At 64.7% G+C, this 23,010-nt stretch carries 21 protein-coding genes; 9 read left to right on the forward strand and 12 right to left on the reverse strand.

What is annotated here, in order from left to right:
• Window positions 1-10: 10 nt before the first annotated feature.
• The 3 genes from hpnE to G3O06_RS09000 form a co-directional block, all read right to left on the reverse strand.
• A complete protein-coding gene (gene hpnE, locus G3O06_RS08990; protein ID WP_174974371.1) occupies window positions 11-1,264 on the reverse strand; it encodes a hydroxysqualene dehydroxylase HpnE in 1,254 nt (417 codons plus the stop codon).
• A 13-nt stretch (window positions 1,265-1,277) separates the two neighbouring features.
• A complete protein-coding gene (gene hpnD / locus G3O06_RS08995; protein ID WP_166891082.1) occupies window positions 1,278-2,126 on the reverse strand; it encodes a presqualene diphosphate synthase HpnD in 849 nt (282 codons plus the stop codon).
• Window positions 2,127-2,385: 259 nt separating this feature from the next.
• Window positions 2,386-2,718, reverse strand: coding sequence for a hypothetical protein (locus tag G3O06_RS09000; RefSeq protein ID WP_174918643.1), 333 nt, complete (start codon window positions 2,716-2,718; stop codon window positions 2,386-2,388).
• Window positions 2,719-2,893: 175 nt separating this feature from the next.
• Here G3O06_RS09000 and G3O06_RS09005 point away from each other — a divergent pair, with 175 nt between their 5' ends.
• Window positions 2,894-3,778, forward strand: coding sequence for an alpha/beta fold hydrolase (locus tag G3O06_RS09005; RefSeq protein WP_011353631.1), 885 nt, complete (start codon window positions 2,894-2,896; stop codon window positions 3,776-3,778).
• A gap of 45 nt (window positions 3,779-3,823) precedes the next feature.
• Here the strand turns inward: G3O06_RS09005 and G3O06_RS09010 are convergent, their stop codons facing one another.
• Genes G3O06_RS09010 through G3O06_RS09020 form a run of 3 tightly spaced genes read right to left on the reverse strand, consistent with a single transcriptional unit; the run spans window position 3,824 to window position 5,746 of the window.
• Window positions 3,824-4,762 (reverse strand): diguanylate cyclase, encoded by a 939-nt coding sequence (locus G3O06_RS09010; protein ID WP_174984155.1) that lies wholly within the window; start codon window positions 4,760-4,762, stop codon window positions 3,824-3,826.
• Window positions 4,759-5,385, reverse strand: coding sequence for a chemotaxis protein CheC (locus G3O06_RS09015; RefSeq protein WP_174974378.1), 627 nt, complete (start codon window positions 5,383-5,385; stop codon window positions 4,759-4,761). The genes G3O06_RS09010 and G3O06_RS09015 overlap by 4 nt, the downstream gene beginning before the upstream one ends.
• Complete coding sequence (locus tag G3O06_RS09020) at window positions 5,378-5,746, reverse strand: response regulator (protein ID WP_039344648.1); 369 nt, start codon at window positions 5,744-5,746, stop codon at window positions 5,378-5,380. Before G3O06_RS09020 ends, G3O06_RS09015 begins: the two co-directional genes overlap by 8 nt.
• 471 nt (window positions 5,747-6,217) lie before the next feature.
• Here G3O06_RS09020 and G3O06_RS09025 point away from each other — a divergent pair, with 471 nt between their 5' ends.
• Complete coding sequence (locus tag G3O06_RS09025; RefSeq protein WP_205815780.1) at window positions 6,218-8,476, forward strand: hybrid sensor histidine kinase/response regulator; 2,259 nt, start codon at window positions 6,218-6,220, stop codon at window positions 8,474-8,476.
• Between the two features lie 46 nt (window positions 8,477-8,522).
• On the opposite strand, the gene G3O06_RS09030 is transcribed toward G3O06_RS09025, so the two are convergent.
• Window positions 8,523-9,077, reverse strand: coding sequence for an NAD(P)H-dependent oxidoreductase (locus G3O06_RS09030; protein WP_175000100.1), 555 nt, complete (start codon window positions 9,075-9,077; stop codon window positions 8,523-8,525).
• 369 nt (window positions 9,078-9,446) lie between these two features.
• On the opposite strand from G3O06_RS09030, the gene G3O06_RS09035 reads away from it, so the two are divergent.
• Both G3O06_RS09035 and G3O06_RS09040 read left to right on the forward strand, forming a co-directional pair.
• Window positions 9,447-10,046, forward strand: a complete 600-nt coding sequence (locus tag G3O06_RS09035) for an RNA polymerase factor sigma-70 (protein ID WP_174918638.1) — start codon at window positions 9,447-9,449, stop codon at window positions 10,044-10,046.
• Window positions 10,024-10,245 (forward strand): zf-HC2 domain-containing protein, encoded by a 222-nt coding sequence (locus G3O06_RS09040; protein WP_174984150.1) that lies wholly within the window; start codon window positions 10,024-10,026, stop codon window positions 10,243-10,245. Before G3O06_RS09035 ends, G3O06_RS09040 begins: the two co-directional genes overlap by 23 nt.
• 141 nt (window positions 10,246-10,386) lie before the next feature.
• Here G3O06_RS09040 and arsC read toward each other — a convergent pair whose 3' ends face one another.
• Window positions 10,387-10,743: an arsenate reductase (glutaredoxin) gene (gene arsC / locus G3O06_RS09045; RefSeq protein ID WP_205815805.1), complete on the reverse strand. Its 357-nt coding sequence runs from the start codon at window positions 10,741-10,743 to the stop codon at window positions 10,387-10,389.
• 958 nt (window positions 10,744-11,701) lie between these two features.
• Between arsC and parA the strand changes: the two genes are divergently transcribed.
• Window positions 11,702-12,364, forward strand: a complete 663-nt coding sequence (gene parA, locus G3O06_RS09050) for a ParA family partition ATPase (protein ID WP_174917985.1) — start codon at window positions 11,702-11,704, stop codon at window positions 12,362-12,364.
• A 23-nt stretch (window positions 12,365-12,387) separates the two neighbouring features.
• On the forward strand, window positions 12,388-13,449 hold the full coding sequence (locus tag G3O06_RS09055; RefSeq protein WP_205815781.1) for a ParB/RepB/Spo0J family partition protein: 1,062 nt from the start codon (window positions 12,388-12,390) through the stop codon (window positions 13,447-13,449).
• A gap of 92 nt (window positions 13,450-13,541) precedes the next feature.
• Here the strand turns inward: G3O06_RS09055 and G3O06_RS09060 are convergent, their stop codons facing one another.
• Window positions 13,542-14,909: a replication initiation protein gene (locus G3O06_RS09060; RefSeq protein ID WP_174917983.1), complete on the reverse strand. Its 1,368-nt coding sequence runs from the start codon at window positions 14,907-14,909 to the stop codon at window positions 13,542-13,544.
• Between the two features lie 1,821 nt (window positions 14,910-16,730).
• Here G3O06_RS09060 and G3O06_RS09065 point away from each other — a divergent pair.
• Window positions 16,731-17,912, forward strand: coding sequence for a DNA-binding protein (locus tag G3O06_RS09065; RefSeq protein ID WP_174974386.1), 1,182 nt, complete (start codon window positions 16,731-16,733; stop codon window positions 17,910-17,912).
• 136 nt (window positions 17,913-18,048) lie between these two features.
• Here the strand turns inward: G3O06_RS09065 and G3O06_RS09070 are convergent, their stop codons facing one another.
• The 3 genes from G3O06_RS09070 to G3O06_RS09080 form a co-directional block, all read right to left on the reverse strand.
• Complete coding sequence (locus tag G3O06_RS09070) at window positions 18,049-19,068, reverse strand: tyrosine-type recombinase/integrase (protein WP_205815782.1); 1,020 nt, start codon at window positions 19,066-19,068, stop codon at window positions 18,049-18,051.
• Between the two features lie 102 nt (window positions 19,069-19,170).
• Complete coding sequence (locus G3O06_RS09075) at window positions 19,171-19,548, reverse strand: DUF2471 family protein (protein WP_174917980.1); 378 nt, start codon at window positions 19,546-19,548, stop codon at window positions 19,171-19,173.
• A 140-nt stretch (window positions 19,549-19,688) separates the two neighbouring features.
• The gene (locus tag G3O06_RS09080; protein WP_174917979.1) at window positions 19,689-20,300 is read right to left on the reverse strand and encodes an XRE family transcriptional regulator; all 612 of its coding nucleotides are present in this window, start codon (window positions 20,298-20,300) and stop codon (window positions 19,689-19,691) included.
• Between the two features lie 161 nt (window positions 20,301-20,461).
• Between G3O06_RS09080 and G3O06_RS09085 the strand changes: the two genes are divergently transcribed.
• Window positions 20,462-21,661, forward strand: a complete 1,200-nt coding sequence (locus G3O06_RS09085; protein WP_205815783.1) for a glycine C-acetyltransferase — start codon at window positions 20,462-20,464, stop codon at window positions 21,659-21,661.
• Window positions 21,662-21,674: 13 nt separating this feature from the next.
• Complete coding sequence (tdh, locus tag G3O06_RS09090; protein ID WP_011356765.1) at window positions 21,675-22,703, forward strand: L-threonine 3-dehydrogenase; 1,029 nt, start codon at window positions 21,675-21,677, stop codon at window positions 22,701-22,703.
• Window positions 22,704-23,010 lie beyond the last annotated feature (307 nt).

The raw sequence follows: 23,010 nt of genomic DNA on the forward strand, positions 1-23,010 counted from the left end.
GGTCCCTCTCTTATTGTGTCTGGAGCACGTCCGCGGCCAGCTGGCCGGAGCGGATCGCGCCCTCGATCGTGGCGGGCAAGCCGGTGGCAATCCAGTCGCCCGCCAGCACGAGATTGGTCCAGCGCGTACGCACGGCCGGACGCTTCATTTCCTGCGACGGCACCGCCGCAAAGCCCGCGCGCGGCTCGACGACGAGCTGCCACGCGGGAATGGTTTCCGGGTTCGCGCCGGTCACGCGCGCGACGTCTTCCCAGATGCGCTGCGCGAGCGTGTCGCGCGGCGTATCGAGCCAGCGGCCCGCGTCGCGGATCGTCGCCGCGAGCTGGCCGCCGCCGGTGCGCACCGCATCGACGACACCGTTGACCACGGACGTCTGCAGCGGATTGCCGGCCGGCGCTTCGGCCGCGAAATACGCGGTCACGACCGCGCTGAACGTGTCGGGCGCGGTGAGTTCGGGCACGAGCGGCTGCGCGACCTCGGGCGGCACGGCCAGCACGACGGCGTCGCCCGGTGCGAGATCGATCCGCTCGCCGCCGACCGAGACCGCATCGACCGCATTGCCGTGCGCGCCGAATTCGAACGCGTCGAGCCGCGAGTTCAGCCGGATCTGCGCGCCGCCGTGCTGCAGCATCCGCAGCGCCGGTTCGACGAATGCACTGCCGAGGCCGTGGCGCGCGACGAGCGGACGGCAGGCGGGTGCCCCCATGGCAAACGTGCTGCACAGCGCCGCACGAGCGAGTTCGGCACTCGCATGGCGCGGCTCGACGTTCAGCACACCGAGGAAATACGGCCGCAGCCAACGTTCCCACAGCATGCCGTCGCATCGCATCGTCTGTGCGAGTGAACGGCCCATGCGCGCGAACGCGAGCGGGGCGAGCGCGAGGTAGTCGAGCGGTGTCGTGTCCGGCGCGCGCGACGCGGCATCGAACAGCCACGACGGCCAGCGCCCGTTGCCGAAGCGCAGCGTCCAGCGCTGCTGCGACGCGACGTCGACGACGGGAAATTCAGGCAGCGCGGGCCCCGCGAGCTGGTCGGCCGCGCCGATCGCGCGCAGGTAGCGCTGCGTCGCCGGCTGCCCCGCGAAAGCGACATGCAGCCCGCTGTCGAGCGTCGTGTTCAGCGTCCCGTCGAACCATGAGCGGCAGCGGCCGCCCGCATGCGCGTGCGCATCGTGCAGCACGATGCGTCGCCCGCGACGTTGCAGCTCGACCGCGGCCGACAGGCCGGCAACGCCGGCGCCGATCACGTGGACGGTCCTGGGCATCGACTCGGTCGGCTCAGAACAGCGCGTAGCGCGCGGCGATCATCAGCATGCGCGCTTTCGGCTTGCGCAGCGGCGCGCGCGGGAACGCAAAGCCGCGTGCGATCGCGGCTTCGAGAATGCAGCGATACGCGCCCGACATGATGCGCGGCGCCTTCACCTGCGCACGCGCGCAGGTATCCATCACCGCATCGGCCTGGCGGAAGTGCTCGAGCGCGCGCTCGACGAGCGTCGCACACACGCGCGGCAGCGCCGGATCGCGCACGATCGTCGCCGGGTCGGTGATCGCGATGCCTTCGCGCGCGAGCAGCTCGCGCGGCAGGTAGCAACGGTTGATCGCCGCGTCGTCGTCGATGTCGCGCAGGATGTTCGTCAGTTGCAGCGCGCGGCCGAGGTGATGCGACAGCTTGATCCCTTCGGCTTCCGGCATCCCGAAAATCCTCACCGACAGCCGGCCGGCCGCGCTCGCCACGCGATCGCAGAAGAGGTCGAGCGTCGGTTCGTCGGGCGCGCAGATGTCTTCGACCGCATCCATCGCCATCCCGTCGATCATCGCGTGGAAATCGTCGCGCTGCAGGTTGAATGCGCGGATCTCGCGGTCGAGCGCGGCCAGGTGGCGCGGCGGGCGGCCGGCGAAGCATGCGTCGATGTCCGCGCGCCAGCGGTCGAGGCCCGCGTTGCGCTCGGCGCGCGGCAGGTCGCTGTCGGCGATGTCGTCGACCGCGCGGCAAAACGCGTAGACCTGGAACATCGCATCGCGCTGCACGGCCGGCAGGATGCGCATCGCAAGATAGAAAGAACTGCCCGATGTGACGGCAGCGGCGTCGGTTTCTTGTTCGTCCACGACGGAATTGGAAACGGCCAAGACGAGCTCCACGGAGACACCCACGCGGGGCGATTGAAGAAGCCATGCCCGGCTGGGATGGTCAGGGTGTCAAATGCGTGCGAGATATGCGAACGATCGACGCAGACAGGCACAAATTACCGGCCGGAAGCCGGAATTGGGCGAAAGTATAGCAATCTTTGAAGTTCGATGGCGGACACGCGCCGCGTGCGGCGGCAGGCCGGAAGCCGTTGGCCGGCAAGCGCGGCCGGCCCGGGCGGAAACCGGCGCCGGCGGCGCTTCAGCCGTAAACGATGTCGCGCTGCAGGTCGAGCGCAATGAGCCCCATTTCGCGCGTGAGCTGCAGCATCGAGCGGCGTTCGAGGCGCGAACCCATGAAGCTCGTCACGCCGCCGTCGGGCTCCGCGGTGAACTGGAAAACCGCGCCGCCGGTGCCGAACCACGCGCCCGGCACATCGGGCGATTCCTGCCAGTCGATCTGCGCGAACACGCGCGCGATGCCCGCGCGCACCAGGTCGCCCGGGCCGATCGGCGGCGCGATGTCGCCCAGGTCGTCGAGCGAATAGGGGCCGGGTTTGTCCGGCTTCCGGTAGAAGAGGTAGTCGACGTTCATGGGGTGCAATCGCAGGCAAAGCAACAAATTAGCGTGCTTCGGGATAAATTCAAATCGGATACGGACGAAATGTGGCCTGCACGAGACAAGAGGGACAGATCGAATCCGGCCCGTCTGGGCGCACGCGGGTTCGTCTAAGATGACACCTTTCTCAAAATCTAAAGACCCGGACACCATGGAGACGAACGCAAGCGCCACCCCGCAGTCCGATCATCCCGTTTTCGTACTCGTGCACGGCGCCTGGCACGGCGCGTGGAGCTACGCGCACGTCGCGGCCGCGCTGGCCGCGCGCGGCCACCTGTCGATCGCGCGTGACCTGCCCGCGCACGGCATCAATGCCCGCTTTCCCGCTTCCTACTTCGCACGCCCGCTCGACAAGGACGCGTTCGGCGCCGAGCCGTCGCCGGTCGCGAACACGACGCTCGACGATTACGCGACGCAAGTGATGCAGGCGGTCGACGACGCGTACGCGCTCGGCCACGGCAAGGTCGTGCTCGTCGGCCACAGCATGGGCGGCCTCGCGATCACGGCGGCCGCCGAACGCGCGCCGGAAAAGATCGCGAAGATCGTCTATCTCGCGGCCTTCATGCCCGCGTCGGGCGTGCCGGGCCTCGACTACGTGCGGGCCCCTGAAAACAAGGGTGAAATGCTCGGCCCGCTGATGCTGGCGAGCCCGCGCGTCGCCGGTGCGCTGCGCATCGATCCGCGCAGTGGCGACGCCGCGTATCGCGACCTCGCGAAGCGCGCGCTGTACGACGACGTGCCGCAGGCCGACTTCGAGGCCGTCGCGAACCTGATGACCTGCGACGTGCCGGCCGCGCCGTTCGCGACCGCGATCCCGACGACAGCCGCACGCTGGGGCGCGATCGACCGCCACTACATCAAGTGCCTGCAGGATCGCGTGATCCTGCCCGCGCTCCAGCAGCGCTTCATCGACGAAGCCGACGCGTTCGCGCCCGGCAACCCGACCCACGTGCACCAGCTCGACAGCAGCCATTCGCCGTTCATGTCGCAGCCGGCCGTCCTGGCGGGCGTGCTGGCCGACATCGCGAAAAGCTGAGCCCGGTGCTCGTCCGCTCCGCGCACAGCGGGGCGGATGCGCCGCCTATGCGTACGCGACCGACCGATCGCGCCCGAGCCGCTTCGCGCGATAGAGCGCGGCGTCGGCCTCGTTGACGAGCACGTCGCAGGTCGGTGCGCCCGTCTTCGCACACGCGCCGCCGACGCTCGCCGTCACCGGCACGCTGACACCCTCGGCATCGACCGGCATGCTGCCGATCGCATCGCGCACCTTGTCGGCCACCAGCATCGCCTCATCGAGATTCGTGCACGGCAGCAGCAGCGCGAATTCCTCGCCGCCGAAGCGGCCGAACGTATCCTGCGCACGCACGATCGACGCGACGCGGCGCGCGGTCTCGCGCAGCACGGCATCGCCGGCCGCATGCCCGAAACGGTCGTTGATCGTCTTGAAGTGATCGAGGTCGAACAGCAGCACCGACATGTCGCCGCCGTAGCGCTGCCAGCGCGCGAATTCGTCGCCGAGCCGCGCCTCGAAGAAGCGCCGGTTCGCGATGCCGGTCAGGCCGTCGCGGTTCGCGTGTTCGCGCAGCTTCGCGACCGCTTCCTCGCGCTCGCGCTGCATCACGCTCACATGCGTGACGTCCGAGATCGTCACGCACACCGCCTCGACGTCGCGGCCGCGCGTGAGCGGCATGAACGTGCAGTCCTGCTGCATGTAGTCGACACCGCCCGTGATCGGCCGGTCGTGCTCGAAGCGGAACAGGTAGGGCCGCTGCTCCCACGAGCTGAACGCGAAGCTGCCGAGCTGGAACACGCTCTCGAGCTTGCGCGACAGCCACGCGCGCGGCAGGTCGGGAAAGCAGTCGAACAGGTTGCGGCCGATCACGTCGGCGGCCGGGATGCCGCTGTGGTCCTGCATGAAGCGATTCCACATCAGCACGGTCATCGTGCGGTCGAGCACGAACAGGCCGAAGCCCACCCGCTCGATCACGAGGTCGCTCAGCGACGGGGTGGCGGCCGTCATAGCGCGGACAGCAACGCGTCGAGCGCGTCGCCCATCAGCCGGATCGAATCCTCGGCCATCAGCATCACGAAGTGGGCCCGGAACGCATGGTCCTCGAGCCCGAAGTTCACTTCCAGCAGCAATGCCACGCTCCATGCCAGCTCGGTCGGCTGGAAGACGTCGTCAAACGACACGTTCGCGCCGAGCAGCCCCGGCGGAAAGAACACCGGCTTGCGGCCGAGCTCGTCGAGGATCGACGCGACGCACGCACCCATCAGCACGTTCGCGACGTCGAACACGACTTCGTCGGGCGTCGCCATCCCGCCGTACACGCCGTCGCCGAACGTGCGGTCGACGACCGACATGAGCCGCGCGATGCTCGCGGTGCGGCACAGCACGATCGCTTCGCCCTTGATGTCGGAACGAAAGCCCTGGCGCACGGCGGTCACGTTGTCGTGAATGCCCGTCATCTCGCGCAGCGCGTCGCCCGCGTCGGACGCTTTCACGACCCGCACGCGCGGCACCGACAGCTCGATGAAGTGCCCGAGCAACAACGCAAGCCGCGCGGCGGCGCGGCCCATTGCGAGGTTGGCGATCTCCTGCAACGCGTCGCGTTGCTCCGCCGTGAACACCGAGTCAGGCATACAACCCATACTCCTTGAGAATGGGCAGCAATGCCTCCGACGTCACGGGCTTGGCTACGAATGCGATCGCGCCCAATTCGCGCACGCGTGCTTGCGCCTGCGGCTGGATATCGGCGGATACCACGATCACGAACGTGTTCAGATCTTCGTGGCGCAGTGTCTCCAGGACCTGATATCCGCTCATGTCGGGCATCGTCAGGTCCAGAAACATTACGGAAGCTTTGCCGTCACGATAGAGCGCCAGGGCCTCTCGACCATTCGCGGCATACGCGACTTCGACGTCCCAGCCTCCCGGCAGCGCCTTTGTCAGAAGTTTGCGAGCGAGCAGCGAATCGTCGGCAATTACAATCGGCAAAGGCATGGAGCGAAGCGGTATACGGAGTGGTCTCTCTCGCGTTAACGACCGCGCGGCGCGCTTCTTGAGGCGCCAATGCGTTCGGGCGCGGGCAACCGTCTTGCGGCCGCGCGCGGGCGCCGCGACGCAGGTGCGCGCGACGCACCGCGCGGCGAACGCCGGCGGGCGCATATATCTGTCATAGGGAAAGCAAGGCGCGATTCTCGGAGTAAACCGGAGGCGATGCAACTCGCCATTTTCACCATTTCGAACAAAATTGGTCCGAACACGCGCCATTCTGAAAACAGCCATGACCATTTTCGAGATAAGCACGCAAAATTTTTCCTTGTGTACGTTTGCGCTGCCGGATTCGTCGCGTTTTCAATCTGACAGTTTCCCCCTGTCGGAATCGACAGGATTGCGTGCGTCCGGGGCCGTGCGGCGGGCCGCCGCAACTCGTTTATGATGGCAGGCACCTCCGCCTCACCCGCTTCTTCAATGACGTCCGACCGGCCCGCCGATTCCCACGCTCCCGCCTCTACACCCACCGACGACTGGCAGGACGACGGCAACTATGCGTCCGGTGCGCCCGAGCACGATTTCGCGGTGCGCCGCGTGACGCTGATCGTGCTGCTCGTCGCGGCGATCGTGCTCCCCTGCATCTACGTCGTGGTGATGGCGTACAACGATCTCAAGACGCGCGAGGCCGCCGCGAGCGACGTGACGATGCGCACCGTGCGGGTGGCCGAGGAGCACGCGCTCAAGGTGTTCGACCTGAGCGAAACGCTCGATGCGCGCATCGTCGATCTCGTGCAGGACATGGACGATGCGACCGTGCGCAACCGCGAGTCCGACATCCACGAAGCGCTGAACACGATCGGTGGCGGCTATCCGCAAGTGGCTGCGGTGTCGATCTTCGGCGCAAGCGGGATGCTGCTCGCGAACAGCCTCTACTATCCGGCGCCCTACGCGTCGATCGCGAATCGCGACGACTTCGCCGGCATCCGCGACGGCAAGGTCATCGAACACATCTCGCGGCTGATGATGGGGCCGCTCAAGCTCGAGAACATTCCCGTGTTCAACACGGGCGTCGCGCGGCGCCATAGCGACGGTTCGTTCGCCGGGATGGTGTCGATCGCGCTGAAGTCATCGTATTTCAACGCGTTCTACCGCGACCTGCTCGGCGGCGCGAGCACGCCGATGACGATGGCGCTCGCGCGCTCGGACGGCGCGGTCATCGCATCGTATCCGCCGCCGCCGGCACTCGCGCACACCGATCGCTCGGTCACGTTCGGCGACGCGCGCAACGATCCGCGCGCCGGCATCGTGCGCGTGCGCCACGACGGCGGGAGCAGCGAGATCGTCGCGTATCGCCAGGTCGGCAGCTATCCCGTGTACGTGACGTGCGCATACCGCACGTCGGCGATCTGGCATGAATGGTACGAACACCTGAGCGTGCTGTTCATCTCGATGTTCGCGCCGTCGATCGCGCTGTGGTCCGTGATCTGGCTGTCGCTCAAGCGGCTGAAGGCGGAAGAGGAGGCGTGGGACCGCTGGCAGGCCGAGGCGTCGATGCGGCGCTCGATCGAATCGGCGTACCGGCAGTCGCGCAAGATGCAGGCGCTCGGCAACCTCGTCGGCAGCGTCGCGCACGACTTCAACAACCTGCTGATGATCATCTCGAGCAACGTGCAGATCGTGCGGCGGCGCGGGGTCCAGCATCTTGACAAGGAACTCGGCGCGATCGAACGCGCGCTGAAGAACGGGCAGTCGCTCACGCGCCAGCTCCTCGGTGTCGCGCGCAAGCAGCCGCTGCACAACGAGACGATCGACGTCGGGCAATGGGTCGGCACGTGCCGCGAACTGCTGAAGACGTCGCTCGGTTCGAAGTCGTCGCTGGTCGTCGCGATCGAGCCCGCCGTCTGGCCGATCCGCGTCGACGTCGCGGAGCTCGAGCTCGCGGTGATCAACCTCGCGGTCAACGCACGCGACGCGATGGCGACTGGCGGCCGCTTCACGGTCGGCGCGCGCAACGTGACGCTGCGTCGCGAGGACGGCTTTCCGCTGACCGGCGATTTCGTGCAGATCTCGCTCGACGATACGGGTTCGGGCATGGCGCCAGACGTGCTCGCGCGTGCGTTCGAACCGCTGTTCACGACGAAGGCGCAGGGGATGGGGACGGGACTCGGCCTGCCGCAGGTGTTCGCGTTCTGCGAACGCTCGGGCGGCCTCGCGACGATCGACAGCGCGGTCGGTGCCGGCACGTCGGTGCGTCTCTACCTGCCGCGCGCGCGGGCCGAGGATGTCGTCGCACGGCCGCCGGCGGTCGTGCATGAAGCGGGGGCGGGCGCGCTCGCCGGCCTGCACGTGCTGCTCGTCGAGGACAACAGCGAAGTCGCGGCCGGCACCGAAGCGCTGCTGTCGCTGCTCGGGCACCGCGTGACCTACGCACCCACCGCCGACGACGCGTTGCGCCTGATCGAAGGCGCAGCCGCGAACGACGCGTTCGACCTCGTGATTTCGGATATCCACATGCCGGGCCGCCTGAACGGCATCGACCTCGCCGAAGCGGTCGAGCAGCGGCCGGAGAAACTGCCCGTGATTCTCGTCACAGGTTACGCGGAGGAGCTCGACCGCACGCGCACTGTCAACGTCCGCGTGCTGTCGAAGCCGTTCGACATCGCGCTGCTCGACGAGATCCTGCTGGGCATCCGCGAAGCGCGCGACGCACGACACGCGCGGCACGCCGGCACGTGACCCGCTGCGTGCGGGCCGGCGCCGGCGTCGTGAAGGGGTGCGACGCTCAGGCCGCCTTCAGCAAGCGCACCCAGCCCGTGTAGCGATCGACGAAGCCCTGCAGGAACTTGCGGGTATCTTCGCTGACGATCTGGCCCTGGTCGTCGATACGCGCCGGATCGTGCTTGATGAACATCTCGGGCTGTCCGAGCGTCTTCACGTCGAGGTACGCGAGCACGTTGCGCAGGTGCTGCTGCGCGAGGGCAGTGCCCGTCGCGCCCGGCGACGTGCCGAGCACCGCGCCCGGCTTGCCCGACCACGAATTCGAACCCCACGGGCGCGAGCCCCAGTCGAGCGCATTCTTCAGCACGCCCGGAATCGAGCGGTTGTACTCGGGCGTGACGAACAGCAGCGCGTCAGCGGCTTCGATCGACTGCTTGAAGCGCTTCGCGACTTCCGGGAAATCCGCGTCGTAATCCTGGCTGTACAGCGGCAGTTCGCCGATCTCGACGAACTCGAACGAGAAATCGGCGGGGGCGAGCGAGATCACGGCGTGCGCGAGCGCGCGGTTCGACGAAGCGCGACGCAGGCTGCCGACGACCACAGCGATGCGATAGGACATGGCATTCTCCTTCCGGTGAGTGAGGAATCGGACCGATTGCTTCCGAACGAGCGACAAAGGTCTGTTTATAGGCAAGCCAGCCCGCGAACCGCCCCACGGGGCCGTCCGGCCGACTTTCCACAAGGTTTTCCACAGAAATTGTGGATAACTCGGCCGTTATGTTCTGACGTTACAGATTGCCCGCCGCGCGTCGTCGCCGACACGCGACACAGGGTTCTCGGCAAGCATAGCGCAGCGCGCCGGCCGGTTTCGTGAATTCGTGACGGAACATGCATTGCGGGCCCGCACCGCGCCCAGTAAGCTGCTCGCACCGCGACGCGCCCATTTGAGGGCGCAAATGCGCTTGCCTCGAGACACCGCAACCCAGACATGCCGTCCGCCTACGACGACCCCGCCTATCTCGCGCAACTGCGGCGCGACCTGCTGCGCTTCGCGCGACTCCAGCTCCGTGATGCCGACGCGGCCGAAGACGCCGTGCAGGAAGCGCTCGCCGCCGCGTGGTCGCACGCGGGTGATTTCGCCGGGCTGTCGGCACACAAGACCTGGGTGTTCGGTATCCTGCGCAACAAGCTGATCGACGTGCTGCGCGCGCGGCAGCGGACGGTGAACCTGTCCGCGCTCGATGCCGAACTCGACGGCGAATCGGTGCTCGATCGCGAGCTGTTCAAGGAAAACGGACACTGGGCCGCGCATGCGAAGCCGCGACCGTGGGCGCGCCCCGAAACGCTGTTGCAGCAGCAGCAGTTCTGGACGCTGTTCCAGGTCTGCCTCGATCACCTGCCGGAGCAGATCGGGCGCGTGTTCATGATGCGCGAATTCCTCGACGTCGAAATAACGGACATCTGCAGCGAATTGACGCTGACCACGAATCATTGCAGCGTGCTGCTGTATCGGGCGCGCACGCGCCTGCGAACCTGCCTGAGCGAAAAAGGACTGACGACCGAAGATGCTGCCGGGGAAATGTACTGACGTGACGCGACTGCTGTCGGATGCGCTCGACCGGCATCTGACCCTGCATGAGCGCCTGCAGGTGCGCGTCCACCTGCCGACCTGCAGCGGCTGCAGGGCCTATCGCGGGCAGATCGCGCTGCTGCGGACGGCCGCGAAAGCGGCGGCGGGGCGGGGGCCTTCCCCCGATGATGACAGTGCGTCGCCAGGGGAAGGCTAGGCCCGGATCGCGTGACGGCGATCGTCCGGGCGGTGGTGAGTAGTGGCGTGCTGCCCGGTGATCGGGCCAGCTTCAATTGCCGGTGCTTGTACTATTGCTTGCACCGGGCTGATGCAATCAGAAAAATACGGCAGACAAGAATTATTCGAACAGCGCCTGCACGGATTCAGGCGGCCGGCCGATGGCTGCCTTGCCGCGATAAACGACGATGGGCCGCTGCAGCAGAATCGGATGAGCGGCAATCGCCGCATAGGCTTCCGCATCGGTCAAGTCGGCGCGGGCCAGATCCAGCGTCTTGTACGGCTCCTCACCGTCGCGCAGCATGTCGCGAACCGGACGGCCAAGCTGCCGATGCAGCGTCTCCAACTCCTCGGCCGTCGGCGGTGTCTTCAGGTACTCGACGACATTCACCGGTGCACCGGTGGTATTCAGAGATTCGACCAACGCAAGCGTCTCGCGCGACTTCGAGCATCGGGGGTTGTGGAAGATCGTGATCATCATTCAGGCCTGGAGGGGAGAGCCCTGTATTGTAGCCAGTCTGCATCGGGGGCTTGGCGGGGTGGTGGACGCGGACTCGCTACTTTGTAGAAGCAGGTGGGTTAGATAGTGCGACGGACCGCGGGAGGGGAGTGCTGCTCGGGATGCGCTTCAAGGAGTTTGTAGGTTTATGCGCATAAAGGTGGACGGGACTCTATCGAGCGACTCGCGTGACGGTGAATAAATGCCCCCACGCCAGATCAGTACGAGGCGTGTTTCGGATCGCAAAAGGTGCGGGCGGGTGCATCGTAGGTCGATTGGTTTATGCGCATAAAGCGTGCGAGTGCCGGGTGAGGTGCCTCGAGATCCACGGCGCGGTGAATCCGGACATTTCGGCGCTCGGGTGTGATGCCTGCTTCGGTGTGACGCCTCGCAGGTAGATCGCCACACACTGGATTCCGGCGCGGTCGGGATGTGATCCTTCACCGCTCGCCGCCTATCGCTCTCGGTTTATGCGCATAAACGTAGCGCCCGGATGGCGCGATGTGTCGACGTACGCGGGTTCAGTGGCACACCTCGACGCGGCATCCCCTGCCAGGTCGTACCGCTCACAACCCGCTCATGAAAGTACCGGCCTTCCCATAGCACGGTCGACTGCCCCGGCTCCGCGGACTTTATGCGCACAAACTTCCCGGCTCTCAGGCAAGACGGCCCCATCGAACGAAAGGGCAGTGCACCGCGATCCTGCGGCAACTTGCTACTCACCCTGACGACCCACACGCGACGATTCAAACCCCGAGTCGCTCAGCGACGTTTCAGACATCCGCCACACCATCCACTCGAGCCACCGCTCATCGCCTGTTCGTTTATGCGCATAAACCGATAGCCCGAATGGCCAATGCGTAGTTGCAGAACGACAATTTCATTGAAATTCAAATATCGTCCTGTAGAATTCCAACGACCAAAATAGGAGTGAAAATTGGCCGCGGAAATCATTGCAGTCACTCAACAAAAAGGTGGCGTCGGCAAAAGCACGATTGCCATGCACCTCGGTGCCGCGTTCCATGAAAAAGGGAAGCGCGTCCTCGTCGTCGACGCAGACCGTCAAAACACACTGGTTCACTGGTCGAGCGCATCCGGCGACAGCGACACCGGCATTCCGTTTCCGGTCGTCAACCTGGCCGAAGCCGATGGCCAGATCCATCGCGAGATCAAGAAGTTCATCAACGACTACGACATCATCGTCGTGGACTGCCCGCCGTCGATCACCGAGAAGGTATCGGGCGTGGTCCTGTTGGCCGCATCGATTGCCGTGATTCCGACGTCGTCGTCGCCGGCCGATTACTGGTCGAGCGTCGGACTGGTCAAACTGATCCAGCAGGCGCAGGTCATGAACGAAGACCTCCGGGCCGTCTTCCTGCTGAACAAGACCGAAGAGAAACGCATGCTGACCCGCGAGCTCAAGCGCGCGCTCGAGGAACTCGGCTTCCCGTTGCTGAAAACGCAGATCCCGACCCGGGAGGCGTACAAGCAGGCAATGGCGCTCGGTCAGACCGTGCTGCAGATGAACGATCGCGGCGGCAAGCTGGCCGCATCCGAAATTCGCGCATGCGCCGACGAAATCGTCGCCATGCTGCCCTGACTTTATGCGCACAAAGGAGTCACATGAAACCTTCCCAATTTGCCAAAGGATTCCAAGCGCGCCCGGATATCACGACGAGCGAGAAGCGCACGGCACTCGATCGACTCAATGCGATCGACGGCATCGTCAAGTCCGAGACGCCCACCCCGGCGCCGACCAAATCCGCGAAGAAAGACATCGCGCCGCCGCCCGCTCCCGAGCTCACCATCGATCCGTCGATCGATGAGTCGACGCAATATCGCGCGTGGCGTCTCGAGAACCGCTATGCGCCGGGGCAGGTGATCGAGCTGTCGCTGAAGGCGATCAAGCATAGCCCGTTCAATCCGCGGCACTTCTATCTGAAATCGTCGATTGCCGAACTCGCGGTCAACCTCGCGAAGCAGGGGCAGCAGCAGGCGATCCACGTGATTCCGGATTACGACACCCCGGGCACGTATTTCGTCAGCGACGGCGGCCGCCGCGTGCGGGCACTGAAGGAAGCAAACAAGGAATCGGTCAAGGCAATCGTGATCGACGTGCCGATCGGCATCCAGAGCTACAAGCTCGGCTACGATCTCAACGTCCAGCGCGATTCGCAGACGGTGTTCGACAACGCCGTCGTGTGGCGCCGCTTCCTCGACGACAAGCATTTCCAGAGCCAGAAGGAGCTCTCCGAGCACCTCGGCCTCGACGAATCGACGGTGGCCGTCGCGCTGTCGATCGGCAAGCTGCCGGAAGCGATCATGCAGGAAATGGTCGCGCGCCCCGACCGATTCGGTTCGAACATGGCGTATCAGGTCGGCCGCTATCACAACGCGCGCGGCACCGAGGCCACGCTGCGGCTGATCAACAAGATCGTGTCGGACGATCTCAGCACGCGCCAAGTGTCGGACATCGTCAAGGGCCGCGTCGCGGCGCAGGAAACGCCGAAGGCTGCGGGTCGTCAGCGTTACGCGCAACGCCTCGAGATCAAGCTCGGCGGCAAGTCGGTCGGCGACCTGAAGTCGTATGGCGAAGATCGCATCGAATTGCGCCTGCGCGGTCTCCCGAAGGACAAGCGCGACGCGATCCTCGAGCAGCTCGAGCGGATGCTGTTGTCGGAGTGATGGAAACGGCCGGCAGGGCCTGGTGAGGATGCCGGGCCCGCCCGCCTGAGGGGCGGGGCCGGCGGCGGCCCGTCAGCGGGCCTGAGCGGGCCTCAGGCGGCCCGCGACTGGTTCAGCGTGAACGACAGCAGGTCGCCGTCCGTCGGCTCGCCCCAGGTCCTCTGGGCCAGCCAGTCGAAAAAGGCCGTCTCGGCCAGCTTGGAATCGAGGCCGCGCTTGCGCCAGTCATCGCGCAGATGCGTGCCCATCGTCGGCAGCGCCTCCGATTCGAACGACTCGCGCGCCACTTCGCGCTCCGCGTCGCCCTGCTCCTCGTACAGCACCTTCGCTTCCTTGCGGCGGAACGCGGCGAACTCGCTCAGCAGGCGTGCCTTCAGATCATCCGGCTGGGCCGCTGCAATCTTCGGGGACGGCGTGCCGACAGGCAGCGCGTCGACCGACTCGACCGGCGGCGCATAACCCTTCTTCAGCGCATCCTTGAACAACGCCGGCGCGCTGCGCACCGGCGGCAGCGTCGTGCTGCGCATCCGCTGCTCGGTCATCTGCAGTGCGGCACGAATGCGATTCTCCTCGCTGTCCGCATAGAGCGTCTGCGCTTCCTTCAGCGGGATCCCGAGCTTCACCATCCGGTCGACCAGCGTGCTGTCGAACACGTTCGGGTGTTCGTCGAGCGCGAGCATCGGCTGCTTGCGCTCGGTCACGCGGAACTGGATCTCCGCGACCCGGCGCCCTTCACGGTGCTCGATCAGCTCGACGAAGATGTTGGTGACCGCGTTGACTTCCGCGATTGCGGGGCGCAGATAGTCGCGCTTGAAATACTTGTACTCGCGCTTCGCCTCGTCGCCGGCTTCCGTGTCGGGCGTACCCGACAGGATCGGCCGCCACCATTCCCACGGCTCGCGCATCGTCAGGTGGCTCGGGTTCGTCAGGTAGCGCACGCAGATTTCGTACAGCGCGAGGCCGGCGCTGCTGCGCAGCTGGCTCTGGAACTGCAGGCTCAGGCGCGCATACTGGACCGGGTCGAGCAGCTTCTTCTTGATCTTCGGCGCGAACGAGAATTCAACCCACACGCGGCGGGTCGCCGGATCCTCGAGAATTTCCGCGTCGGCGATCAGCGTCGAGATCCCCCACTTGCGGCCCGGCTTCTGGCTCGACGTCCCCGTGCTCCATTCGACCTGCACCGACACCATGCGGCGCAGGTGTTCCTTCACCAGCGCGGTGTCGTTCGAATCGAAGGCGGAGTTGGCAACGATGTCCGACAGCAGCGCGCGATACGTATCGCCCGAGTCGTCGGCCTGCTGGGCCACGGCCAGCAGGACATTGAACAGCTTGCGAGTGAGGAGCGTGATCTTGCCGCTCTTCGGCTGAATTGCGATCGCCTCGACGGCCTTACGCAATTCGGCTGAACTGGCACTCACCACATCCACATCGGTTTTCTTGGCGCGCTTCGTCGTGGCCATACGTCGGGTCGGAGGAGAAGTTTTCCGGAAGGATAGCGCCTGCGGTGATGTGCGTCCAGAACGACATGCTCACCATAGCGGGTGAAGCGCACGTGCAAAACGGCACTCACCCCAAGCGCTCCCGAAAACCCTCACCGCTCCGGATTTGCAGCGTTCCGGACTCGTCCAGACGTGCTGCGGGATGCGCCGATTCACAGAATTTCACCTGTGCACGACACGTGCGGAATGTGCTCCCGTATCGGCTCACCTTTCGATTTGTCGTAATTTTACGACTGCGCAGCTGTGAGTTCGGCACAGGGTTGCGATCCCACCTCACCGCGCTTCCCGATCGACCCGCATCAGCCTGTATGCATGTACAGGAGCGACTCACCGGGAGATCGTGATCGGGTTCGGCATCCCGGAAGACGCCTGCGAAACCAGCCTGCGCGACCCGATCGGGCCTGCTTTGCCGGCCCGGGTGCGCATTGTACAGCGCACAAATCGTATCGGGTCCCGAAAATACTCACCTCGAGCACAGCGTGTTCATTCGCCTGGATACCGACGAATGCCCGGCACGCGCGGGATTCCCTATCTCAGCCTCCCGAAAACCCTCACCTTACCGAAAAATCGCTGTGCCTCCATAGGCCTGGGAATGGCTCCCGAAAAACCTCACCGTAACTGTCGCGGTATCAAAAATCCCAATGCCTTCCGATACTTATGCACAGAAGGCATTTGGCTGTGCGTCGCCAACATCCCCCGAAAAGCCTCACCTTTCACCGGAAATCCTTCATACGACAACCTCATGTCAGCCCCCGAAAAATCTCACCTGTGCCAAAAAGTGGCACAGCAAAAACGAGATTTCTTCCAGTCCTGGCGGGCTTTTCGGCGAATTCGGCCGTTCACAGGTCCTGAAAAGCCTCACCTTTGACCGTTTTTCAGGCAATTTCCATTCCCGAAAAGTCTCACCTAAAGCCTGAATCACAGCCTGTGATCCAGGCCCCGAAAAACCTCACCTCAACGGGATCCGGGCAGGAAAACCCGGATTCCCCTCCCGAAAAACCTCACCTTTAGGGCTTCACAGGCCCCCGAGAGTGCTTTTGCTGTGCAAAATGGCGTTCGTTTCCCGGAAAGCCTCACACCAAACACCCGCGGAGTCCCGTGAAACCTCACCTTTCAGAAAAACTGCCCAAAAGATGGGCAGAATCGGGGCGCGAAGAAGGTCCCGCAAATTCTCACCTATGTCTGCACAGGCAGAAAACTGTGCAGACAGGCACAGCGCGGGTTCTGTGGCTGTGAGGCCCCGAAAAGCCTCACCTTTGGGAAATCTCGTGTTTCACTGTGCTCCCGAATCCGCTCACGACCTTTCCCGCAACGGCTCACGCTGCTCCCTGAACCCAATCACGTCAGCTCCCGCAGAAGATCACCTTGGCTCCCGTAAAACTTCACCTTGTCGGCTGGAAAGCCTTGCAGCATAAGGCTGTGCCGTGGCGTTAACGTTTTTAACTAAGGGTTCAAGGGTGTTTACTTCTAATACTCTCAAGACATCGGCTGACGAGTTTTCCACAGACACCCCAACCCCTGAACACCCACTGGCAATCGGATCCGTGTTCATGTGAAACAAATGCCAAAATTCGGGGTCTGCAGGAAAATGCTTGTGGGACAAGGACTTGGCTGACTTTCTTCGCTTTGTTTCACGGGATCCTGGACCACAGTCGTCCGGATTGGCTCACAGACCTGATTTCTGTGCAAAGCGACGTAAATTCACAACTGCAACTCAAAAGAAGTATCGATAGATACGTATTTCGTTATGATTGCCACACTTCAATGTCTGTGAGCACAGCGATGACCCTGGACGAAATCCGCCAAGCCATTCGTGACGAACTGGAATCGCTGCGTGCAAGCGGTGCGCGACGGCAGGAATTGTCGCTGCATGCTTGCAAGCGCTTGTTCTTCGATCTCGGCATCCGGCCGTCGGCTGCCAACGTCCGCGATCTCACCCAGACCGGCAGTGCCAGCGATATCCCCAAAGACATCGACCATTTCTGGGAGCGCATCCGTTCCGCCTCCAAGGTCAGGCTCGACGGTGCGGCAATCCCGAAAGCTGTCGAGGAAAAGGCCGGTGCGTTGCTCGGCGCACTTTATGAAGAAGCATTGAAAGCCGCGCGGGACAGCCTCGATGGCGATCGCGAGCAGGTTCGCGCCGGTGTTGTCGACGCCGAACAGCGGTTGCGCGACGCAACCGTTCGCCAGGAGACGCTCGAAGGCGCGCTCGCGCGTGGCGAAGCGAAAAACGAACAATTGCAGGCTCGCGTGACCGAACTCGAGGTCCAGCTCGCGTCGCAAACGACGCACGGTTCGGCCAGCGAAGCGACGTTGCTCACCACAGTCGCTCGACTGGAGAAGGAACTGGCCGCGGCCGCCGGCCGCGTCGAAGCCGAGCAGACGCAGAACGCGACGCTGCGCGACCGCATCGATGCGCTGCAAGCCGAACTGCAGCAGCGCACCGAGCACTACGCGCAGCAAATCAAGGACGCGGTGGCCGAGGCCGAACGCCGCGTCAAACCGATGCTGGTCGAGCTGGATTCGTTGCGCAGCATGGCGTCGACCTATCAGAGCGGTTTGCGCGACGTGCAGCGCAAGGAATTCGATTTCCTGCAGCAACTGAGTTCCGCCAAGGCCCGCGCCGACCGGCTCGAAGAGCAGTTGCGCAGCCAGGGCGATGAACTGGAACGTGCGACGCGCGACGTGACTTCGCTGCGCGCGAGCCGCGGCATGAATCCGGAAATCGCCGCGCTGATCCGCCGCCTAGCCGATGCTGGGCAACTGGATGCGGAGGCGTTTGCCGCGATCGGCACCTCGCTGGATCAGGAGATTCCGGTGCCGGCCCATTGTCCGCATTGCGATGCAGAGCCGGAGCTGTCACACGGAGAAGAGGGTTTTGAAGTGGCGTGCCCCGAGTGCGAACACGCTTCGGGCGCATGGCCGTCCCGATTCGAAGCCGTTGCCCGTTTTGCGCACACGTGACGCGAGAATCGCCTGCACCGCACAGGTGAGACGATCCGGGGAGCTTGAGGTGAGGTTTTTCGGGAGCGGTGAAACGGTGAGGCTGCGCCACACAAGGCTGCTCACGGATCATTTCGCGTGAGCAGCCGTTTGGTGATCAGTGAGTTTCGTCGCTGTCGGACGCTTCACCGTTGCTGCCGGCCAGACCGTCGCGCCAGTTCTTCCACGCGCGATGCAGGCGGTTCGACGAGATCGGCCGCATGAAGCCCAGCCATTTGCCGACGCGTTCGGGCGGCACGTCGTGTTCGAACAGTTCGGCCGCGTAGGTATTGCGCAGCGTTTGCGGGCTCGCGCGCGCGGTGCGCGACGACGTGAGCCCGGCGGATTCAACGATCGCGTCGATCGCGCGCAGCATCGTCGCCTTGTGCATCGGACGCCCGGCATGGGACGCCGGAAACACGAGTTCCCCCGGAATGTCCTGGCGCTTGCGCTCGGTGAGCCAGGCTTCGAGCAGGGCGATCGCGAACGATGCCAGGTGGGTTTCGCGCGCGAAATCCGGATGTGTCGACTCGATCTGCAGCGACGTTCCACTCGTATTGATGCAACTAATCGTGAGTGCGCGCGCTTCGCCGGTTTTAATGCCGGCACCGAGAAATACGGCGACGAGCGCGCGGTCGCGCCGCTCTTTCCAGTACGCTGAACCGGATACGCCGATCGGTGAAAACAGGTACGCGAGCAACGTCGCGCGCTCGGCCGGCGTGAGGAAACCGGTAGGTTCGTTGTCGCGCGCTTTGCGCCAGTTTGCTTCGCCATCCTGAGCAATGAACCGGGCCGGGTTGGTCGATGCGTATTCGGTGCGCCGGATGTGGTCGAGCACGCGCTCGATCAGCCGCAAATAGCGCATTCGCTGGGTTTTCCGGATCGGCAGTTCGCCGACGAAATTCGCGATGGTTGCGGTATCGACCGTTGCCAGATTCTTCTGGTGTGCACGCATCCATGTGAGAAACGCGCCCCATTGCGCGCGATAGACGTCGGCCGACGAGCGGCGATAGTCCTGCATGGCGAGCCATGCATCGAATGCGGCTTCGGGCGAGAGGATCCAGTCGGACGCGCCGCGGTCGAACAGATCCGTTTCTTCCGGGCGTGCTGGGGTATCGGGAGAGGCGGGAAGAGACATGTGATTTATTCCGTTAGTTGCGTATATGGTAGCCCTTTCCGCAACGTCTCGGGCAGCAAGAGGCTGGACAAGGCCGCCATGCGCGGCAGCCCGGGCGGGCAGTCAGTCACCCCACGCCTTGGACGGGCGGTGAACACGCTCGCGAGGCGCGGTGTCGTGCGACGTCGACGCCGCTTCGTACGCGAGAACCGCGAACGAAAAAGCGGCGGGCAGCGCATTCGAGCGCCCGAAGTCGATCGGATCGTCCGTTTCGGGAAACGTCATGTCCGACGGCCGTTCGAACAATTGACGCATGCCGGCGTCGTGCCGGCTGGCAAAGCCGAGATCGGCGAGCGCCTCGGCTTCGATGGCGTGCAGCAGGCGCCACGTCAGCGGGACACGCTGGTGGATGTAGCGCCCGGCAATATGCCGGACGATCAGCTCGAGGTCGTGCGCGGCAGCCTTGAAGCTGAGCGCGGCCAAATCTTGTTCTTCTGTCATTGCAGGCTCCTGTCGACCGGGCGGGCGCCTCGGTGCGCCGGCTCCGGCCCATGCATGGCGGAATGTCCGTATACTGTACAAACATACAGTGTTTTCCGCAACCAGCCTGCAATCGGCCTTTTGGTCAGCTATCCGCGCCGTCAGCGGTGTATCACGATCAGCAGTGCCCGCGCCTCGGCCTTGCCGGGATTGCGGATCGCGTGCGGCTCGTCGGCCGGGTAGCGCGCGGTGTCGCCCACCTTCAGGCGCCGGCTGGCCGCCGCGGCTTCGATTTCCATCGCGCCCTGCAGCACGGTGAGGTGCTCGCGCGTGCCGGGCTCGTGTGCGTTCGATATCAGTGCGCCGCCGCCCGGCAGCGTCAGCTCGTACCACTCGAACTTGCCGGCGAGGTCGATCGGGCCCCACACGCGCAACTGGTACCGGCCGTCATGGCCGGCGAGCGTCGGAATGTCGTGCGGGCCGTCTACGCGAATGGTCTCGGGCGCTTTCGGCTGCGAGAACAGCTCGTCGAGCGTGATGCCGAGCGCGTTCGTCAGCCGCCACGCAACGGCGATTGTCGGGTTGGCCTTGTCGCGTTCGATCTCGGAGAGCATCGATTTCGATACGCCCGCCGCGCGCGACAGGTCGTCGAGCGTCAGCTTGCGTTCGGTGCGCAGCCGCTGGATCTGCTCGCCGACACGCGGCGGCGTTGCGGCTGGCGGTTGCGGGGCGGCGCTGGCAGGCGTGCGCCGCGAACCGGAGGAACTTGCCATTTGGATTCCGTTCGCTTAGAGTTGTTCGATATTTCGAATTCTAGTTCGGAATATCGGATAAATGCGGTCAACCGAACGACCGACTATAACAGTAGCAGGCCGTTGCGCCGCCGCCACGAGTGGCGCGTTGCGGAATGCGAAACCCTGTCAGGAGCTTTGCGATGCGTGATGCCTTTCTCGCCCAGGTGCGCGGGACGCTGGACCAGATCCGCGCGGACGGTTTTTACAAGACCGAGCGCGAGATCGCGAGTCCCCAGGCGGCGGACGTGCGGCTCGCCGGTGGTGCCGGCGTGCTCAATTTCTGCGCGAACAACTATCTGGGTCTGGCGAACGATTCGCGCCTGATCGATGCGGCGAAGGCCGGCCTCGACCAGGACGGCTTCGGCATGGCATCGGTACGCTTCATCTGCGGCACGCAAACCGTGCACAAGCAACTGGAAAGCGCGCTGGCCGCATTTCTCGGCACCGAGGACAGCATCCTCTATTCGAGCTGCTTCGACGCGAACGGCGGGCTGTTCGAGACGCTGCTCGACGAGAACGACGCGGTGATCAGCGACGAGCTGAACCACGCAAGCATCATCGACGGCGTTCGCCTCTGCAAGGCGAAGCGTTTCCGCTACAAGAACAACGACCTGGCCGACCTCGAGGCGAAGCTCAAGGAAGCCGATGCTGCCGGCGCGCGCCACAAGCTGATCGCGACCGACGGCGTGTTCTCGATGGACGGCATCATCGCCGACCTCAAAGGCATCTGCGATCTCGCCGATCGCTACGGCGCGATCGTGATGGTCGACGATTCGCACGCCGTCGGCTTCATCGGCACGCACGGCCGCGGCACGCCCGAGCACTGCGGCGTCGAAGGCCGCGTCGACATCATCACGGGCACGCTCGGCAAGGCGCTCGGCGGCGCATCGGGCGGCTATGTCGCCGCGCGTCGCGAGGTCATCGAGCTGCTGCGCCAGCGCTCGCGCCCGTATCTGTTCTCGAACACGCTCACGCCGAGCATCGCCGCGGCATCGCTGAAGGTGCTGGAGCTGCTCGGCAGCGACGAAGGCGCGAAGCTGCGCGAGCGCGTGCGCGAAAACGGCGCGCGATTCCGCAAGCAGATGACCGAAGCCGGCTTCACGCTCGTGCCGGGTGCGCACCCGATCATCCCGGTGATGCTCGGCGACGCGCAGCTCGCGACGAACATGGCCGACAAGCTGCTCGACGAAGGCGTCTACGTGATCGGCTTCTCGTTCCCCGTCGTGCCGCGCGGCCGCGCGCGCATCCGTACGCAGATGAGCGCCGCGCATACGCCTGAACAGATCGACCAGACGGTCGCCGCGTTCGTGCGCGTCGGCAAGTCGCTCGGCATCATCTGACGGAGGCGCGATCATGAAAGCACTGGCAAAGCTCGAACGCGGCCCCGGCCTCACGCTCACGCGCGTGAAGCGCCCCGAAGTCGGCCACAACGACGTGCTGATCAAGATCCGCCGCACGGCGATCTGCGGCACCGACATCCATATCTGGAAGTGGGACGACTGGGCGCAGAAGACGATTCCCGTGCCGATGCACGTCGGCCATGAATATGTCGGCGAGATCGTCGAAATGGGGCAGGAAGTGCGCGGCTTCGCGATCGGCGATCGCGTGTCCGGCGAAGGCCACATCACGTGCGGTTTCTGCCGCAACTGTCGAGCGGGGCGCCGGCATCTGTGCCGCAACACGGTCGGCGTCGGCGTGAACCGCGAAGGCGCGTTCGCCGAGTATCTGGCGATTCCGGCATTCAACGCGTTCAAGATCCCGCCGGAGATCTCCGACGATCTCGCGTCGATCTTCGATCCGTTCGGCAACGCGACGCACACGGCGCTGTCGTTCAACCTCGTCGGCGAAGACGTGCTGATCACCGGCGCGGGCCCGATCGGCATCATGGCCGTCGCGATTGCGAAGCATGTCGGGGCGCGCAACGTCGTCATCACCGACATCAACGACTACCGGCTGGAACTCGCACGCAAGATGGGCGCGACGCGCGCGGTCAACGTCGCGCGCGAGTCGCTGCGCGACGTGATGTCCGACCTGCACATGACCGAAGGCTTCGACGTCGGCCTCGAAATGTCGGGCGTGCCGAGCGCGTTCACGAGCATGCTCGAGGCAATGAACCACGGCGGCAAGGTCGCGCTGCTCGGCATCCCGCCGGCGCAGACGGCGATCGACTGGAACCAGGTGATCTTCAAGGGGCTCGAGATCAAGGGCATCTACGGCCGCGAGATGTTCGAGACCTGGTACAAGATGGTCGCGATGCTGCAGAGCGGCCTCGACCTGTCGCCGATCATCACGCATCGCTTTGCGGCCGACGATTACGAGAAAGGCTTCGCCGCGATGTTGTCTGGTGAAAGCGGCAAGGTGATTCTCGACTGGACGGCCTGAGTGCCGCAGGGGCAGCGCGGTGCTTTCGCCGGCTGCCCCGTTCTTGTTTACGTCTGCGTTTTCGAGGCCGAAACGTACGAATCCGGGCTCAAGGTGAGATTATTCGGGAGCTGTGTTTGCGCGCCGAATCGCGACACGATCGCACATCGGTGACCTGCAGCCGCACGTTCACTTCACCTGTCGTCAGCCGCCTCGCTTCCCGCCATCACGCCGCTCGGCACCTGCTTCCCCTCTTCCGCGCACTTCTCTCCTGGCTTGTCGCGTGATCGTTCGCTACGCGCGTCACGCGATGCCGTGCCGAACCGCA

It is taken from the genome of Burkholderia sp. Ac-20345 (assembly GCF_017104825.1).
Taxonomy (GTDB): domain Bacteria; phylum Pseudomonadota; class Gammaproteobacteria; order Burkholderiales; family Burkholderiaceae; genus Burkholderia; species Burkholderia lata_B.